Raw genomic sequence first — 16,134 nt, 5'->3', positions numbered from 1 at the left:
GCGAGCCTGCCGCGACTCGCTGACCGCCGCGCCAGACCGACAGCCCCGGGCCAAGCCGACAGCCCCGGGCCAGACCGACAGCCCCGGGCAGAGCCGACCGTCGGGCCGAGCCGAGCCGACCGCCGGGCCGAGCCGACCGTCGGGCCGAGCCGACAGCCCGCGGTCGGCAGTTGATCAGGTGCCGGGGCGCAGCAGCGCCTCGGTGATCTTCTCGCAGTTCTTCATGCCGTAGTCGTAGCCCATGCCGATCGGGTACTTGACCATCACGCCCATCGTCCAGGTGTCGCCGATGGCCAGGCAGTTGATGTGCATCTCCTGCTCTTTGGTCCGGTCGATCCACCCGTTCTTGATGGCGATCTGCTTCTGCTCGGCGGCCGGGAACGCCTTGCGGATGCCGAAGTCGCCGGCGCCGCGAACGAGCTTCATCTCGTTGAGCAGCCACTTGGTCCACTTCGGACCGGCGGCGGTGCCGGTGGCGATGCAGTTGCCCAGGCGGGCGGTGTCGCGGGGGGAGAGGGCCGTGCGGGACCACCCCTTGTCGGGGGCGACGCTGCTGTCGGTCAGCTTGCACATGGAGAGCAGCCGCTTGATCGAGGCGTCCCGGCCGACCGAGTTGTAGAACTGTTCGGCCCGGGTGTTGTCGCTGTCCCGGATGATCCGGGTGGCGTCGGCGAGCTTCGCGTCGCTCGGCGTCTCGCCGGCGTCGGCCGCGCGACGCAGGTAGTCGGCGACGATCCAGGATTTGATCATCGAGGCGGTGGTGCTGGTCTCGTCCATGTTCTTCGAACCGATGATCTTTCCGGTCCGGCGGTCGAGCACGCTCCAGGAGTACCAGCCCTGAATGTCGAGGTTGAGGTCCTTGGCCTGGAACGGCAGCGGCTCCAGGGCGGCGCTGGGGCTCGGCGACGGCGGGGCCGGCTGACGGGCGCTGCGGTCGGTGGCCGCGCCGGTGGACCGGTCGCTGGTCGTCGCCTCGGAGTCACCCCACTTCGCGGCGGCTGCCGACTCGAACGGCGACCCGGGCAGGAGGCGGAGCGACACCAGGACCAGCCCGATGAGGATTACCGCGACAGCGATCAGGCGCAGCGGCGAGGTCTCGCCCGCGCCGCGCCGGTCGGCACGCCGGTTGCCGGCCATCAGAGCTTTCCGACCGGCTGCTGCGGCACCTTGAGCGCGGCACCCGGCTGCGGGGTGACCAGTTGGGTGGCCACGCTGGCGCAGACCTGCGCGCCGTAGTCCAGGCCGCTCCTGATCGGGTAGCGCAGCATCACCGCGAGACTCCACTTGTCGTTGACGGCGAGGCAGTTGACGTGCCAGTTGCCGTCGTAGCTGATCGGGGTCCACCCGTTCTTGATGCTGACCGGACCCTGAGCGGTGATCGACTTCGGCAGACCGTCGATGATGCCCCAGCGGCCACCGCCGTACTCCGACTTCTGGTCCTTCTTCGCGGTGCTGCCGCGGACCTTGCTCATCTGATCCAGCACCCACTTGGTCCACGTCGGGCCGGCGGCCTTGCCGTCGGCGATGCAGTCGCCGAGCCGGACCGCGTCGCGGGGCGACATGCGGGTGAAGCTCCACCAGCCCGTGTAGGGCTCCACGTTGCCGCGCTTGGTGTCGGTCAGTCCGCAGATCTTGATCGCCCGCTGGATCACCGCGTCGGGGATGCTGCTCTTCGACCGCGCATACGACCCGCCCGCGGCGGCGTGGACCTTGTTGGCCGCGGTGTCGTTGCTGTCGACGATGGCGAGCCGAGCCGCTTCTTTCAGCGCGGCGGTTGGCTGCTTCTTGGGGCCGAGCTGGCGCAGATAGTCCGAGACGATCCACGCCTTGATCATCGACTCGGTGGAGCTGGTCGCGGTCATGTTCGACGACCCGGAGATCTTGCCGGTCTGCCGGTCCATCAACGCCCAGGAGAAGAAATCGCCCTTGAAGCTCACCGATACCCGGCCAGCCGCCAGCGTGGGCGGTGGCGGCGGAGTCGGCTTGGGCGCGGCGACGCTGGCACCGCCACCGCTGCCGCCAGAGCTGTCGTCGGTGGAGAGCCGGGCGTACGCGGTGGGGACCAGCAGGACGCCACCGAGAAGAACTGCCACGACGGCGAACACCATGGTCACGCGAGATCGCATGAGTTGGGTGAGCTCCAGATGTCAGGGCCGGGGGGACCGGCTGTGTTGTCCGGGGCGACCGGTGCGTTCGCCAAGGCCGGGGGAGGTGGCCTCTGTGGAGACGGCGTGGGGGCAGCCGATCGTGTGACCGGCAGAAGTCTACGTCCGGACAGGCCGGGCACCAGAGTTCGACACCAGGCAACGTGCGAAATCGGTGGAAAATCCCGCTGGTATGCGGCTTCTGAGGGGTTTCATCTTCTCCCCGTGACCCAAGTCATACAGGCCGGGGTCACGACCCGTAGCCAGGAACTGCCCATCGGTGACGGAACGTCATTCGGGTTTCCTGTTACACCCCCTGGTGCATCGAGGCGCAAGCTGTAACACTTGTCCGCATGTATGGCAACGACTTCTCCGCCCCTGGCGATGCGCCGGACGACGCGCCCGGCGCCGGCCTGCTCGGCGAGGTCGAGGCCGCCGAGGCGGAGCTGCGTGCCGCCGCCGCGCGCGAGCGCCGCGGCGGCCCCGCACCGGACGAGGACCTGGCCGCGTACTTCACCGAGGTGGTCGACGCGGAGCAGAAGATCGAGCCGCGCGACTGGATGCCCGAGGCGTACCGCCGGACGTTGATCCGGCAGATCGCCCAGCACGCCCACTCGGAGATCATCGGCATGCAGCCGGAGGGCAACTGGATCAGTCGGGCGCCCTCGCTCAAGCGCAAGGCGATCCTGCTGGCCAAGGTGCAGGACGAGGCGGGCCACGGCCTCTACCTCTACGCCGCCGCCGAGACCCTCGGCATCAGCCGCGACGAACTGGTCCAGCTGCTGCTCGACGGAAAGCAGAAGTACAGCTCGATCTTCAACTACCCCACGTTGACCTGGGCTGACGTGGGCGCGATCGGCTGGCTGGTGGACGGCGCGGCGATCGTCAACCAGGTGCCGCTGTGCCGGTGCTCCTACGGCCCGTACGCGCGAGCGATGATCCGGGTCTGCAAGGAGGAGTCGTTCCACCAGCGCCAGGGCTACGAGATCCTGCACACCCTGGCGCACGGCACCCCGGCCCAGCAGGCCATGGCCCAGGACGCGGTGGATCGCTGGTGGTACCCGTCGCTGGCCATGTTCGGCCCGCCGGACGGCGACTCCACCCACTCCGCCCAGTCGATGGCGTGGAAGATCAAGCGCTTCTCCAACGACGACCTGCGGCAGCGCTTCGTCGACATGTGCGTCCAGCAGGCGGAGATCCTCGGGCTGCGTATCCCCGATGACGGCCTGCGCTGGAACGAGGAACGGCAGGCGTACGACTACACGCAGCCCGACTACGACGAGCTGATGCAGGTCATCAAGGGCAACGGGCCGTGCAACCGGGAGCGGATGGCGCACCGCCGGGCCGCCCACGCCGACGGCGCATGGGTACGCGAGGCCGCCGCGGCGTACGCCGCCAAGCGGGCCGACAAGAGGGAGAAGGTGGCCGCGTGAGCAACGAGCACTCGCCTCTGTGGGAGGTCTTCGTGCGGGCGCGGCGCGGGCTGTCGCACACCCACGTCGGCAGCCTGCACGCCCCGGACGCCGAGCTGGCCCTGCGCAACGCCCGCGACCTCTACACCCGCCGGCAGGAGGGCGTGTCGATCTGGGTGGTGCCGGCGGGCGCGATCACCGCGTCCAGCCCGGACGAGAAGGACTCCTTCTTCGACCCGGCCGCCGACAAGGTCTACCGCCACCCCACGTTCTACGAGGTGCCGGACGGGGTGGCGCACCTGTGAACGGCCCCTTCGCCTTCGCTCTCGGCCTCGGTGACGACGCGCTGATCGCCGCACAGCGGCTGGCCGAGTGGACGACCCGCGCGCCGGAGATGGAAGAGGACATCGCGCTCGCCAACATCGCCCTCGACCAGCTCGGCGCGGCCCGCTTGCTGCTGTCGTACGCGGGTGAGCTGGAGGCGGCAGGTCGGGACGAGGACGCGCTGGCGTACCTGCGTGACGACCGCGAGTTCCGCAACGCACTGCTGGTCGAGCTGCCCAACGGCGACTTCGCGGTGACCATGGCGAAGCTGTTCTTCCTCGCGGCGTACCAGTTGCCGCTCTACACCGCGCTGGCGTCCTGCCCGGACGAGCGGCTGGCCGCCATCGGAGCGAAGGCGCGCAAGGAGTCGGCGTACCACCTGGACCACGGCGCGCTGTGGGTCAGGCGGCTCGGCGACGGCACCGAGGAGTCGCACCGCCGGATGCAGGACGCCGTCGACCACGTCTGGCCGTACACCCACGAGCTGTTCGCCGCGGACCCGGCGGCGCCGGTCGACCCGGCGGGCCTGCGGGCGGCGTTCGACGAGACCGTCGGCCCGGTGCTGGCCGAGGCGACGCTCACCCGCCCGGAGCGCGGCTGGGCGCCGACGGGAGGGCGCAAGGGCGTGCACACCGAGCACCTGTCCTACCTGCTGGCCGAGATGCAGGTGCTGCACCGCGCGCACCCCGGGGCGCAGTGGTGACCGACGCGCGACTGGCGGCGGCGAGCGTGGTGGACCCGGAGATCCGGGTGATCACCATCGACGAGTTGGGGATCCTGCGTGCGGTCGAGGAGGACCGGGCCAGTGGACGGGTCACCGTCACCATCACCCCGACGTACACAGGCTGCCCCGCCATGGACGTGATCCGGGCCGACGTCCGGCGCGCGCTGGCCACGGCCGGTTATCCGGACGCCGAGGTGCGGACGGTCTACAGCCCACCGTGGAGCACCGACTGGATCTCCGATGTCGGGCGGGCCAAGCTGGCCGCCGCCGGGATCGCCCCGCCGTCGCCGGTGCCCGCCCCGGGCGTGGTGGCGTTGACCCTCGCGGTCCGCTGCCCGCTCTGCGGCTCGCCGGAGACCGAGCAGGTCAGCCGGTTCGGCTCGACCGCGTGCAAGGCGTTGTGGCGCTGCCGTTCCTGCTCCGAACCCTTCGACCACCTGAAGGCGCTGTGACAGTCACCATCTCCCGCCCGGTCCGCCGCCGGCCGGCCTTCCACCCGCTGCCCGTCGCCGCAGTCGACAGGCTCACCGACGACTCGGTAGCGGTCACCTTCGACGTACCGGAGGAGTTGCGGGAGGCTTTCGCGTTCCGCGCCGGTCAGCACCTCACCGTGCGGCGGGTGACCGACGACGGCGACGACGTGCGCCGGTCGTACTCCATCTGCTCCACCCCCGACGACCTGGCCCGGCACGGCCGGCTGCGGATCGGGGTGCGGGAGATTCCCGGCGGCGCGTTCTCGGCGTTCGCCTGCGGCGCGCTGCGCCGCGGCGACACCGTCGAGGTGATGACGCCGCTGGGCACCTTCACCACGGCGTTCGCGGCGGACCGGGTGCGGCACTACGGCGCGGTCGTCGCCGGCTCGGGCATCACCCCGGTGCTCGCGCTCGTCGGGACGGCCCTGGCCGTCGAGCCGGCCAGCACCTTCACCCTGGTGTACGGCAACCGCACGGCCAACCGGGTCATGTTCGCCGAGGAGTTGGCCGACCTGAAGGACCGCTACCCCACCCGGCTGCACCTGGTGCACGTGCTGTCCCGGGAGCAGGGTGAGTCGCCGTTGCTGTCCGGGCGGATCGACGCCGACCGGCTGGAGCGCCTGCTGGGCACCATCGTGCCGGGCGAGGTCATCGAGGAGTGGTTCCTCTGCGGCCCGTACGGCATGGTGGTCGACGCCCGCGACGTGCTGACCGCGCGCGGGCTGCCGGAGTCGGCGGTGCACACCGAGCTGTTCCACGTCGACGCGCCACCGGAGCCGGTGGCCCGCCCCGCCGACCAGCCGGGCACCGGGACGGACGTCACCATCGTGCTCGACGGCCGGTCGTCGAGCTTCACGATGGGCCGCGAGGAGCGGGTGCTGGACGCCGCGCTCAAGGTGCGCGGCGAGCTGCCGTACGCCTGCAAGGGTGGTGTCTGCTCGACCTGCAAGGCGAAGGTCGTCGACGGGGCGGTCACGATGGCCCGCAACTACGCCCTGGAGCCCGACGAGCTGGCCGCCGGCTACGTGCTGACCTGCCAGTCCAGCCCGACCACCGACAGGCTCACGGTGGACTACGACGCGTGAGGACGCCGAATGACCGGGAGTTCGTCGAGCGGTTCGCCGAGGTCACCGGGGGGCGCCGTCCAACCGGTTACGTGCAGGGGTGGGAGCAGTTCGTCGGGTTCTGCGAGGACGGCTACGACGACATTCTCGAGGAGTACCGGTTCGACCTGAGCGTCCGGCACGCGATCGAGAACGTGCTGACCGACGAGAGGTTGTTCGGCTTTCCGCAGATGGGCTGGGTGCGTGAGCGGATAGAGGCGGCGGACGAGCGGTTCCGAGCGGTGCTCTCCGAGCAGCGGATGCCGGGGCCGGACGAACGGCAGTGGTGGGAGGCGCACGTGCTGGCGTGGGCGGGTCCGACGCTCGCGGCGGATCTGCGGGACGCGTACGGCATACACGTCCAGGTGCGCGAAAGCTGACGCTCCGACTACGAGGCGTGACGTGTAGAACAGGTCGTACTACACTCGTCGCGTGGAACAGGTAGCTGTTCGAGAGCTCAACCAGCACACCAGTAGGGTGCTGGCTCGGGTGCGTGCCGGCGAGACGGTCGAGGTGACGGATCGCGGCGAGCCGATCGCCCGGCTGGTTCCGATCGTCGCCGGTGGTGCTCTGCTGTCCCGGCTCGTCGCCGAAGGACGGGCGACCGCGCCGACGGACGGTGGGCCCCTGCCGCTGCCTCCGGTGCTCGGTGACCCTGATGTCGATGTGGCTGCTGGGCTCGCCGCCGCCCGCGAGGAAGAACGCTGGTGATCTACCTCGACTCGGCGGCGATCATCAAGTTGCTTCGACGTGAGCCAGCGACCGAAGAGTTGATCGCGTGGCTGAACGAGCGGTCCGGGATGTCTCTCGTCGCGTCCGCGCTGGTCGAGGTCGAGGTGCCGAGGGCATTGCGTCGGTCGGCCCCCCTGGCTCTGGTGGGCGTGCCCGGGGCGCTGTCCCGTCTGTACCGGGTGGAGATCGACGCCTCCGTCCGGGCTGCGGCCGGTGCCTATCGCGATCCGTTGCTGCGCAGCCTCGACGCCATCCACCTCGCCACGGCGGAGATCCTCGCCGCGCAGTCCGGCTCGGACTTCGCCGCCTTCGTCACGTATGACCGTCGCCTGTTGGACGCGGCGAAAGGGGTCGGGCTTCCGGTGGCGAGTCCGGGGATGGACTGACACCGTCCTGGGGCGCTCGTCACCGGTCACGGAGGGGCGTGCCGGCGGCTGAGCGGGCGACGTAGGCTCGGGGGCGTGACGGTGAGCCGGGAGATCGACGACATCCTGCAGCGTGGCGCGGACGGCGGGCGGATCACGCCCGAGGAGGCCCTGCTGCTCTACACCGAGGCGCCCTTCCACGCGTTGGGCGAGGCGGCGGACGCGGTGCGCCGGCGGCGCTACCCGGACAACGTCGTCACGTACCTGATCGATCGCAACATCAACTACACGAACGTCTGCGTGACGGCGTGCAAGTTCTGTGCGTTCTACCGGGCGCCGAAGCACGCCGAGGGGTGGACCCACCCCACCGAGGAGATCCTGCGTCGCTGCGGCGAGGCGGTCGAGCTGGGCGCGACCCAGGTGATGCTCCAGGGCGGCCACCACCCGGACTACGGCGTCGAGTACTACGAGGAGCTGTTCTCCTCGGTCAAGCAGGCGTACCCGCAGCTCGTCATCCACTCGATCGGGCCGAGCGAGATCCTGCACATGGCCAAGGTCTCCGGCGTGAGCCTGGACGAGGCCATCGCCCGGATCAAGGCCGCCGGCCTGGACTCCATCGCCGGCGCCGGTGCGGAGATGCTGCCCGAGCGCCCGCGCCGGGCCATCGCCCCGCTCAAGGAGTCGGGTGAGCGCTGGCTGGAGGTCATGGAGCTGGCCCACCGGCAGGGCGTCGAGTCGACCGCGACCATGATGATGGGCACCGGTGAGACGCACGCCGAGCGGATCGAGCACCTGCGGATGATCCGCGACGTGCAGGACCGCACCCGTGGGTTCCGGTCGTTCATCCCGTGGACGTACCAGCCGGAGAACAACCACCTCAAGGGCCGCACCCAGGCGACCACGCTGGAGTACCTGCGCCTGGTCGCGGTGGCCCGGCTCTTCTTCGAGACGGTGCCGCACCTGCAGGCGTCCTGGCTGACCACCGGCAAGGACGTCGGGCAGTTGTCGCTGCACATGGGCGTGGACGACCTCGGCTCGATCATGCTGGAGGAGAACGTCATCTCCTCGGCCGGCGCCCGGCACCGCTCCAACCTGCACGAGCTGATCGGCATGATCCGCTCCGCCGACCGGATCCCGGCCCAGCGGGACACCCTCTACAACCGGCTCGCCGTGCACCACACGCCGGCCGACGACCCGACCGACGATCGTGTGGTCTCGCACTTCTCCTCGATCGCGCTGCCCGGCGGCGGCGCCGGGAAATCGCTGCCACTTGTCGACGCCCGTTGACCGTTCGGGTGATCGGGCCAGGTCCACAGGTATCGATTGGGTGAACGTTGCCCCGACGGCTGCCGCCGATCGGGGGCCACAGCCGCCATCAATCTGGACAATTCTCGATTCGCTCGCGCCGCCGCGCCCGGATAAGCCGGGTTCGGGGCTGCGGGGTTGATCGAGGCCCGCTAACGTCCCCGCCCGAACCCATCCTTCACTCACGGGCGGACCCTTCATGATCTACCGTAACCGGCCGCTGGCGCGGCTCGGCGCGGCGGCGCTCCTCGCGTCCTGCGCTCTCACCGCTTTTGGGGTCCCGGCGCACGCCGCCGGCACCCCCACCGACCTGTCGGTCGCGTTGGCAGGCACCAAAGTCGCGGCGGGCGCCGAGGCCAAGGTGGCGTTTGCCAAGATCATGAACAACGGGCCCGGCACCCCGAGCAACTTCCTGATCAAGCTCGACGTCTCGAAGGTTGACTTCGACCGCGTCGAGGTGGTGCCGCTGGCCGACACGCCGTGCACCATCGACGGCGCCGAGCGTCCGGTGAACATCACCTGCCGCATCCAGGACGACGAGGTCCCCGCTCCCGGTGAGACCATCGAGATCCCGATCATCATGTTCAAGGCCGAGCAGGGCGCTGAGCTGCCGTACACGGCTCCGCTCACGTTCGCGCTCGAATCCGAGGACGACACCACGCCGGGCAACAACGCGGCGTCCGCCGACCTCGTGCTGACCGACGAGAGCGGCGTCGACATGGGCATCGTCGTGCCGGACGTCAAGTTCCAGGTCTCGCCGTCGGAGCAGCCCCCGCTGCTCACGCCCGGCACCGAGACCGAGGTGCTCGTCGAGATCATCAACCAGGGCGACGTGATCGCCGACGGCGTCAAGCTCGACCTCACCCTGCCGAACGGCGTCACCTTCACTGAGGACCTGCGGGAGTGCACGTACTCGCCGGACCGCCGGATCGCGAACTGCCCCGCACCGCTGATCCAGCTGGGGCCGCAGGATGTTCTCGTGGGCGTCTTCCCGGTCAAGGTCGCCGCGAACGTCAAGGCGCCGGTCGCTCTCCAGGGGGGCAACGGCACCGTCGCCGCGATCGGCCAACTGCCGGCGACCAACGCCAACCTCGCCGCCCGGAAGTCGGCTCTCCCGTCGTTCCTCAAGGCCGCCACGACCGCGCAGGCCACGGCGGTGCGCGACATCGACGACACCGACAACACCGACGCGTACGCGGTGCTCGTGGCCGCCAAGGGCGGCACCGGCGGCGGCGACGGCGGCGGCACCGGCGGCGGCGACGGCGGCCTCCCGGTGACGGGCGCCAAGGCGGGTCTCATCGGTGGAATCGGCGTGGCCGTGCTGCTCGCGGGTGGTGTGATGTTCCTGATCGCCCGGCGGCGTCGGGTGGTCCTGGTGGCGCCGGCCGACGAGAGGCCGACCGCCTGAGAAGGTCCTCCATCGGCCCAGGCGGGCCGTTCATATAACGCACGGCGGTACGGGCGGGATGGGTGACCATCCCGCCCGTACCGTTTGCCCGGTCCAGTCCGGACGGTTGAACTTCATCGCCCAGGCTGGCGGGGGAGTTTGACCTTCGATAACGTCCGCTCGTTCCGCAACCCATTCTTTCTTCCCTACCCCCCGGGGGACTGATGACAGCCTTCCACCGCTCGACGCTGGCTCGTGTCGGCGTCGTGGCACTGCTCGCGGCCGGTGGCCTGGCCACCGTTGCCGCCCCGGCGCAGGCCGCCGACCAGGCCGACCTGGCCCTGGTGCCCCTCAGCTACGAGCTGGCCCAGGGCGTCAAGGCGGCCAAGGCGAAGCCGTTCAAGTTTCAGGTCGACAACACCCGCAGCACTGTCGACGCCAAGGACGTCCGGGTCACCGTGGAGACGAAGGGCCTGAAGAACCGCAAGGTCGGCGTGCTCATCCCGGTCGGGTGCGACGTCACCGGAACGACCTTCACCTGCCTGCTCGGCGATCTGGCGGCCGGCACCACCGAGGACTTCGGCATCCCGATCTTCTCTACCGGCGGTCGCGGTGACGCCGGCACGCTGGTGGTCACCATCAGCTCGGCCACCGCCGACCCCAATCCGCGCGACAACAAGGTGCGGCACGACATCACGGTGGCCAAGCCCGGTTACGACCTGACCTCCTGGGTGCAGGATGTCTACGCCGACGTGACGGTGGACGGCGACGAGGCCGGCGAGGCCGGTCTCAAGCCGGTCAAGCTCGGCGAGACCGCGCCACTGGACTGGGCGGTCTACAACGCCGGCAGCCGCAAGGCGACCGGCGTGGCGTACGGCATCACCCTGCCGGCGGGCGTCACCTTCGCCGAGCTGCCGGACGGCTGCGTCGAGCAGCCGCTGGGTGGGTTCGCGAACGCGTACTGCGAGGACACCGGCGTGGTGCTGAAGCCGGGGCAGTTCTACACCGCCGACGTGCGGGTGAAGGTCGGCGCGGACGTCACCGAGCCGGTGCTCCGGCCCGGGTTCGTCTGGGCCGCCGGCTTGGAGGCCGCCGAGGGCAGCCCCGAGGAGCAGCCCCGGGTGGCCTCCAGCGCGCAGCGCCGGGCGTTCACCGAGACCGACGAGGTGGACAACACCGCGCAGTTCGATGTCTTCGTCGACCTGAGCGCGCAGCCGACCCCGACCCCGACCGCCACGCCGACGCCGACGGCGACCCCGACGGCGACTCCGACGCCGGGTGGCACGACGACGCCGGGCGCGACCACGTCGCCGACCTCCGGTGGCGGTGGTTCCGGTGGCGGTGGGCTGCCGGTGACCGGTGTGCAGGCCGGCCTGATCGGCGGCATCGGCGGGCTGATCCTGCTCGCGGGCGGGGCGCTGCTGGTGCTCTCCCGCCGGCGCAAGGTAGTCCTGGTCGCCCCGGGCGACGAGAAGTCGACCGACTGACGTCGGCACGAGCTGACGGACGTGGGCACGATCTGACGTAGGCACGACGTGAGGGCGGGGTGGGCGACCACCCCGCCCTCACGCATGCCGGGCCGCGCGGTCGTCCGTCGCGTCGGCGCTTCCGGTTGCCACGGGGGTACGCGGACCCAGCGGCCGAGGGCTTGAACGTGGCTGGCAGAGTGGGGCGGGTGAGCCGTACACCGCAGGGTCAGCGCGCCAGTCTGGACAAGCAGCCGCACGAGGTCGCCGCGATGTTCGACGGCGTGGCAGAGCGTTACGACCTGACCAACACCGTGATCTCGCTGGGCCAGGACCGCTCCTGGCGTCGGGCCACCCGGGCGGCGCTCGGGCTGCGGCCGGGCGAGCGGGTGCTGGACGTGGGCGCGGGCACCGGCGTCTCGACGCGCGAGCTGGCCCAGTCCGGGGCGTACGCGGTCGGGGTCGACCTGTCGCTGGGCATGCTGTACGCGGGCAAGCGCGCCCGGCCCGAGGTGCCGCTCCTGGCCGGGGACGCGCTGCGACTGCCGTTCGCCGACGCGAGCTTCGACGCGGTGACCATCTCCTTCGCGCTGCGCAACGTCAACGACACCGACGCGGCCCTGCGCGAGCTGGCCCGGGTCACCCGGCCAGGTGGACGGCTGGTGGTGTGCGAGTTCAGCACCCCGGTCAACCCGGCGTTCCGGACGGTCTACCTGTCGTACCTGATGCGGTCGCTGCCGGTGGTCGCCCGCGCGGTGTCGAGCAACCCCGAGGCGTACGTCTACCTGGCCGAGTCGGTCCGGGCCTGGCCGGACCAGGCCGCGCTGGCCGGGCGGGTCGCGGCGGCCGGGTGGGGTCGGGTGGCGTGGCGCAACCTGACCGGCGGCGTGGTCGCGCTGCACCGGGGGGTCCGTCAGTAGCACGCGAGACGGCCACGCCTTTCAGGAATATCCGACTTTAGTCCACTTTGCCCCGTACGCTCGTCGGCATGACCGGAGCAGACCCGGCGGACCCGGTGGCCGCCACCGACGACGACGCGGCCGAACTCATCGCGCAGTTGCGCGCGCTGGCCGGCGCGGATCCGGCGGACGTCCGGCAGGTGGTGGCCGAGGTGCTGGCCGCGCTGGACCGGGCGGCGGGCGGCGCCCTGCGGGAGCATCTGCCGGAGGCGATCCGGGTCGACGCGGGCCTGGACGCCTCCCGATCGGCCTGACAGGCGCCTGCTGTGGACGGTCGCCAAGTGTCACATCGGCGAGTTAGGTACCCCTGATCCTGCGCAGGTATGACGCCGGTCATACACTCGTCCCGTCTGGCTTGTGAAGCATTTCACGAGCGTGCGGGAGGAGGCGCGAATGACCGCGGTGGAACACGACGCCGACGTCATCGTCGTTGGCGCCGGTCCCGGTGGATCGGCAACTGCGTACCACCTGGCCCGGCACGGCGTACGGGTGTTGGTGTTGGAGAAGACCGAGTTCCCCCGGGAGAAGGTCTGCGGCGACGGGCTGACCCCGCGCGCGGTGCGCCAGCTCATCCGGATGGGCGTGGACACCTCGCCCGAGGCCGGCTGGCTGCACAACAAGGGCCTGCGGGTGATCGGCGGCGGCGTACGGCTGGAACTGGACTGGCCCGAGCTGGCCAGCTTCCCCAACTACGGCCTGGTCCGCACCCGACTGGACTTCGACGACCTGCTCGCCCAGCGGGCGGTGGCGGCCGGCGCCAAACTGCGGACCAACGTCAACGTGCTGGGCCCGGTGCTCGACGGCGACGGCCGGGTGACCGGCGTCGAGGCGGAGGTGGGGCCCGGCAAGGAGCCCGCCACCTTCCACGCCCCGCTGGTCGTGGCGGCCGACGGGGTCTCCGGTCGGTTCCCGCTCGCGCTCGGGCTGGCCAAGCGGGAGGACCGGCCGATCGGCGTGGCCGTCCGCCGCTACTACCACTCCCCGGTGAAGCACGACGACGACTACCTGGAGTCGTGGCTGGAGCTGCGCAGCAAGGACAGCGGCGACAACCTGCTGCCCGGGTACGGCTGGATCTTCGGCCTCGGTGACGGGCGGGTCAACGTCGGCCTCGGCGTGCTCAACTCGTCGTCCGCGTTCGGCAAGACCAACTACCGCCGGCTGCTCACCGACTGGCTGGCCAACACGCCCGCCGACTGGGGCATGACCGACGAGGCGAACGCCGACGGTCCGATCCTCGGCGCCGCGCTGCCGATGGGCTTCAACCGGGTGCCGCACTACACCCGCGGCGTCCTGCTCGTCGGCGACTCCGGCGGGATGGTCAACCCCTTCAACGGCGAAGGCATCGCGTACGCCATGGAGTCCGGCGAGCTGGCCGCGGAGGTGGCGGTGCAGGCCCTCGCGCGTCCCGCCGGGCCGGAGCGGGAGCGGGCGCTGATGGCCTACCCGAACGAGCTGAAGGCCCGGCTCGGCGGCTACTACCGACTCGGCGGCATCTTCGTGAAGCTGATCGGCCGTCCGGAGATCATGCGGATCGCCACCAAGCACGGCATGCCGCACCCGACGCTGATGCGTTTCGTCCTCAAGCTGCTGGCCAATCTGACCGACCCCCGTGGCGGGGACGCGATGGACCGGGTCATCAACGCGATGACGAAGGCCGCGCCAGCTGTGTAAGTAGGACGGCATCGGTGCTGGTCACAGCCCCGACGCCGACAAAGATCGACCCCCGCCGGCAGCCACCGCGAGGGACGTGAATAGTGTGATTTTCGTCAAGCACCGAGGGCAGGGAAGGACGAGCAGGAGAAAACGATGTCGCTCTCGCCTTACGCACCGATCATCGGGCTGTTCGCCCTCGCCGCGGCGTTCTCGCTGTTCTCTGTCGGCGCCGCCCGCTTCGCCGGTCCACGTCGCTACAACAAGGCCAAACTCGAGGCTTACGAGTGCGGCATCGAGCCCAGCCCCCAGCCGGTCGGCGGCGGCCGGTTCCCGATCAAGTTCTACCTGACGGCGATGCTCTTCATCGTCTTCGACATCGAGATCATCTTCCTCTACCCCTGGGCGGTCTCGTTCGACGCTCTGCCGATCTTCGGCTTCGTGGAGATGGTCCTGTTCATCGTCGCGGTCTTCGTCGCGTACGCCTATGTGTGGCGGCGCGGCGGCTTGGACTGGGACTGAGGAAGGAACGTCAGATGGGCATCGAGGAGAAGCTCCCCGCCGGCGTCCTGCTCACCTCGGTGGAGAAGCTGGTCAACTGGTCTCGGAAGTCGTCCGTGTGGGGCGCCACCTTCGGCCTGGCCTGCTGCGCCATCGAGATGATGGCCGCCGGTGGTCCGCACTACGACATGGGTCGCTGGGGCATGGAGGTCTTCCGGGCCTCGCCCCGGCAGGCCGACCTGATGATCGTGGCCGGCCGGGTGAGCCAGAAGATGGCACCGGTGCTGCGCCAGATCTACGACCAGATGGCCGAGCCCCGCTGGGTGCTTTCCATGGGCGTCTGCGCCAGCAGCGGCGGCATGTTCAACAACTACGCGATCGTGCAGGGCGTCGACCACGTCGTGCCTGTCGACATGTACCTGCCCGGCTGCCCGCCCCGGCCGGAGATGCTCATCGACGCGATCCTCAAGCTCCGCGAGAAGATCATGTATGAGCCGCTGGGCCCGAACGGTCGCAAGATGCTGGCGGCCCGCCAGGAGCGCGGCGACGTTCCGGTAGTGCCGTACGGCTCCATGCCGTCCTCGTACCGTAACGACAAGGCCCGGCGTGCCGAGTGGACCCAGGCGGTCCGCGAAGGGCGCGAGGAGCAGTTGCGGATCGAGAACTGGATGAACGCCCAGAACCACCTTCACGCGCAGCGGGGCCCCAAGTGAGCGCGAGGAGTGCAGCGAAGCGGAGCCCCGCAGGCGCGAACGGAGGGCAGGCGCAGTGACCGCACCGAACGACAGGACCAACGACGGGGGTGTGCCGGTGCCGGTCACCCCGGCCGGCGCCAGCGGCACCGCCCCGGCCGAGTACCCGCCGTCCAGCCCGGCGGGGCGCGGCATGTTCGGCAACCAGGGCACGGGCGACGTGTCCGGCTACGGCGGCCTGGTCCGCCAGCGCCAGCCCATCGAGGAGGCGTCCCGCCCGTACGGGGGCTACTTCGACGAGGTCCGCGACGCTCTCGAAGAGGCGTACCCGGCCTTCGGCGACGCGATCGAGAAGGTGGTCGTCGACCGGGGCGAGCTGACCCTGCACGTCCGCCCGGAGCGGATCGCCGAGGTCTGCCAGGTGCTGCGGGACGACCTGGCGTTGCGCTTCGAGCTGTGCTCCTCGGTGTCCGGGGTGGACTACCTCGGCGCCGACGAGCGCCGGCTGCACGTGGTCTACCTGCTCACCTCGATGACCTACCGGCGTCGGATCCGGCTGGAGGCTGCGGTCTCCGTCGAAGCGCCGCACCTGCCCAGCGTCACCGCCATCTACCCGACCGCGGACTGGCAGGAGCGGGAGGCGTACGACATGTTCGGCATCGTCTTCGACGGCCACCCCAACCTGACCCGGATCCTCATGCCGGACGACTGGGAGGGCCACCCGCAGCGCAAGGACTACCCGCTCGGTGGCGTGCCTGTCGAGTACAAGGGCGCCGAGATCCCGCCGCCGGACCGCAGGAGGTCGTACCAGTGAGCGCGAGGAGTGCAGCAGGTCGGCGCCCCATCCGCCCGCGCGAGGAGCGAGCGGAGCGAGCCCCGCAGTCGCGGGCAGGGGAC

19 protein-coding genes are annotated in these 16,134 nt (G+C 70.5%); 17 read left to right on the top strand and 2 right to left on the bottom strand.

Annotated elements, in window-relative coordinates:
• Window positions 1–174: 174 nt before the first annotated feature.
• Both AB0B39_RS05325 and AB0B39_RS05320 read right to left on the bottom strand, forming a co-directional pair.
• Entirely contained in the window at window positions 175–1,137 is a 963-nt protein-coding gene (locus AB0B39_RS05325) for a hypothetical protein (RefSeq protein ID WP_357491219.1), read from the bottom strand.
• A complete protein-coding gene (locus AB0B39_RS05320; RefSeq protein ID WP_357573555.1) occupies window positions 1,137–2,126 on the bottom strand; it encodes a hypothetical protein in 990 nt (329 codons plus the stop codon). Before AB0B39_RS05320 ends, AB0B39_RS05325 begins: the two co-directional genes overlap by 1 nt.
• 371 nt (window positions 2,127–2,497) lie before the next feature.
• Between AB0B39_RS05320 and paaA the strand changes: the two genes are divergently transcribed.
• From paaA to AB0B39_RS05235, 17 genes are all read left to right on the top strand, one after another.
• A complete protein-coding gene (gene paaA, locus AB0B39_RS05315; protein ID WP_357491215.1) occupies window positions 2,498–3,577 on the top strand; it encodes a 1,2-phenylacetyl-CoA epoxidase subunit PaaA in 1,080 nt (359 codons plus the stop codon).
• Window positions 3,574–3,861, top strand: coding sequence for a 1,2-phenylacetyl-CoA epoxidase subunit PaaB (paaB, locus tag AB0B39_RS05310; protein WP_234584771.1), 288 nt, complete (start codon window positions 3,574–3,576; stop codon window positions 3,859–3,861). Before paaA ends, paaB begins: the two co-directional genes overlap by 4 nt.
• Entirely contained in the window at window positions 3,858–4,583 is a 726-nt protein-coding gene (paaC, locus tag AB0B39_RS05305) for a 1,2-phenylacetyl-CoA epoxidase subunit PaaC (RefSeq protein ID WP_357491213.1), read from the top strand. Before paaB ends, paaC begins: the two co-directional genes overlap by 4 nt.
• Window positions 4,580–5,056 (top strand): 1,2-phenylacetyl-CoA epoxidase subunit PaaD, encoded by a 477-nt coding sequence (gene paaD / locus AB0B39_RS05300; protein ID WP_357491211.1) that lies wholly within the window; start codon window positions 4,580–4,582, stop codon window positions 5,054–5,056. The genes paaC and paaD overlap by 4 nt, the downstream gene beginning before the upstream one ends.
• Window positions 5,053–6,162: a 1,2-phenylacetyl-CoA epoxidase subunit PaaE gene (gene paaE / locus AB0B39_RS05295; RefSeq protein WP_357491209.1), complete on the top strand. Its 1,110-nt coding sequence runs from the start codon at window positions 5,053–5,055 to the stop codon at window positions 6,160–6,162. Before paaD ends, paaE begins: the two co-directional genes overlap by 4 nt.
• Window positions 6,159–6,560: a hypothetical protein gene (locus tag AB0B39_RS05290; protein ID WP_357573554.1), complete on the top strand. Its 402-nt coding sequence runs from the start codon at window positions 6,159–6,161 to the stop codon at window positions 6,558–6,560. The genes paaE and AB0B39_RS05290 overlap by 4 nt, the downstream gene beginning before the upstream one ends.
• A 52-nt stretch (window positions 6,561–6,612) precedes the next feature.
• Window positions 6,613–6,891: a type II toxin-antitoxin system prevent-host-death family antitoxin gene (locus tag AB0B39_RS05285; RefSeq protein WP_357573553.1), complete on the top strand. Its 279-nt coding sequence runs from the start codon at window positions 6,613–6,615 to the stop codon at window positions 6,889–6,891.
• A complete protein-coding gene (locus tag AB0B39_RS05280; RefSeq protein ID WP_357573552.1) occupies window positions 6,888–7,298 on the top strand; it encodes a type II toxin-antitoxin system VapC family toxin in 411 nt (136 codons plus the stop codon). Before AB0B39_RS05285 ends, AB0B39_RS05280 begins: the two co-directional genes overlap by 4 nt.
• Window positions 7,299–7,373: 75 nt before the next feature.
• The gene (gene mqnC / locus AB0B39_RS05275) at window positions 7,374–8,564 is read left to right on the top strand and encodes a cyclic dehypoxanthinyl futalosine synthase (protein ID WP_357573551.1); all 1,191 of its coding nucleotides are present in this window, start codon (window positions 7,374–7,376) and stop codon (window positions 8,562–8,564) included.
• A 217-nt stretch (window positions 8,565–8,781) separates the two neighbouring features.
• Window positions 8,782–9,990 (top strand): hypothetical protein, encoded by a 1,209-nt coding sequence (locus AB0B39_RS05270; protein WP_357573550.1) that lies wholly within the window; start codon window positions 8,782–8,784, stop codon window positions 9,988–9,990.
• A 203-nt stretch (window positions 9,991–10,193) separates the two neighbouring features.
• On the top strand, window positions 10,194–11,456 hold the full coding sequence (locus AB0B39_RS05265) for an LPXTG cell wall anchor domain-containing protein (RefSeq protein WP_357573549.1): 1,263 nt from the start codon (window positions 10,194–10,196) through the stop codon (window positions 11,454–11,456).
• A gap of 188 nt (window positions 11,457–11,644) precedes the next feature.
• Entirely contained in the window at window positions 11,645–12,355 is a 711-nt protein-coding gene (locus AB0B39_RS05260) for a demethylmenaquinone methyltransferase (protein WP_357491203.1), read from the top strand.
• Between the two features lie 68 nt (window positions 12,356–12,423).
• A complete protein-coding gene (locus tag AB0B39_RS05255; RefSeq protein ID WP_357573548.1) occupies window positions 12,424–12,648 on the top strand; it encodes a hypothetical protein in 225 nt (74 codons plus the stop codon).
• A 139-nt stretch (window positions 12,649–12,787) separates the two neighbouring features.
• Window positions 12,788–14,065, top strand: a complete 1,278-nt coding sequence (locus tag AB0B39_RS05250) for a geranylgeranyl reductase family protein (protein ID WP_234584654.1) — start codon at window positions 12,788–12,790, stop codon at window positions 14,063–14,065.
• A 135-nt stretch (window positions 14,066–14,200) separates the two neighbouring features.
• Entirely contained in the window at window positions 14,201–14,566 is a 366-nt protein-coding gene (locus AB0B39_RS05245; protein WP_007454588.1) for an NADH-quinone oxidoreductase subunit A, read from the top strand.
• A gap of 14 nt (window positions 14,567–14,580) precedes the next feature.
• Window positions 14,581–15,258 carry an NADH-quinone oxidoreductase subunit B gene (locus AB0B39_RS05240; protein ID WP_234584640.1) on the top strand — a complete coding sequence of 226 codons (678 nt, stop codon included), beginning with the start codon at window positions 14,581–14,583 and terminating at the stop codon, window positions 15,256–15,258.
• Between the two features lie 55 nt (window positions 15,259–15,313).
• Window positions 15,314–16,051, top strand: a complete 738-nt coding sequence (locus tag AB0B39_RS05235; protein WP_357491199.1) for an NADH-quinone oxidoreductase subunit C — start codon at window positions 15,314–15,316, stop codon at window positions 16,049–16,051.
• The last annotated feature ends 83 nt before the right edge of the window (window positions 16,052–16,134 follow it).

This window comes from Micromonospora sp. NPDC049114, assembly GCF_040648635.1.
Lineage (GTDB): Bacteria > Actinomycetota > Actinomycetes > Mycobacteriales > Micromonosporaceae > Micromonospora.
The sequence above is the reverse complement of the archived record's forward strand: the minus strand, read 5'-3'. Positions and strand labels throughout refer to the sequence as shown.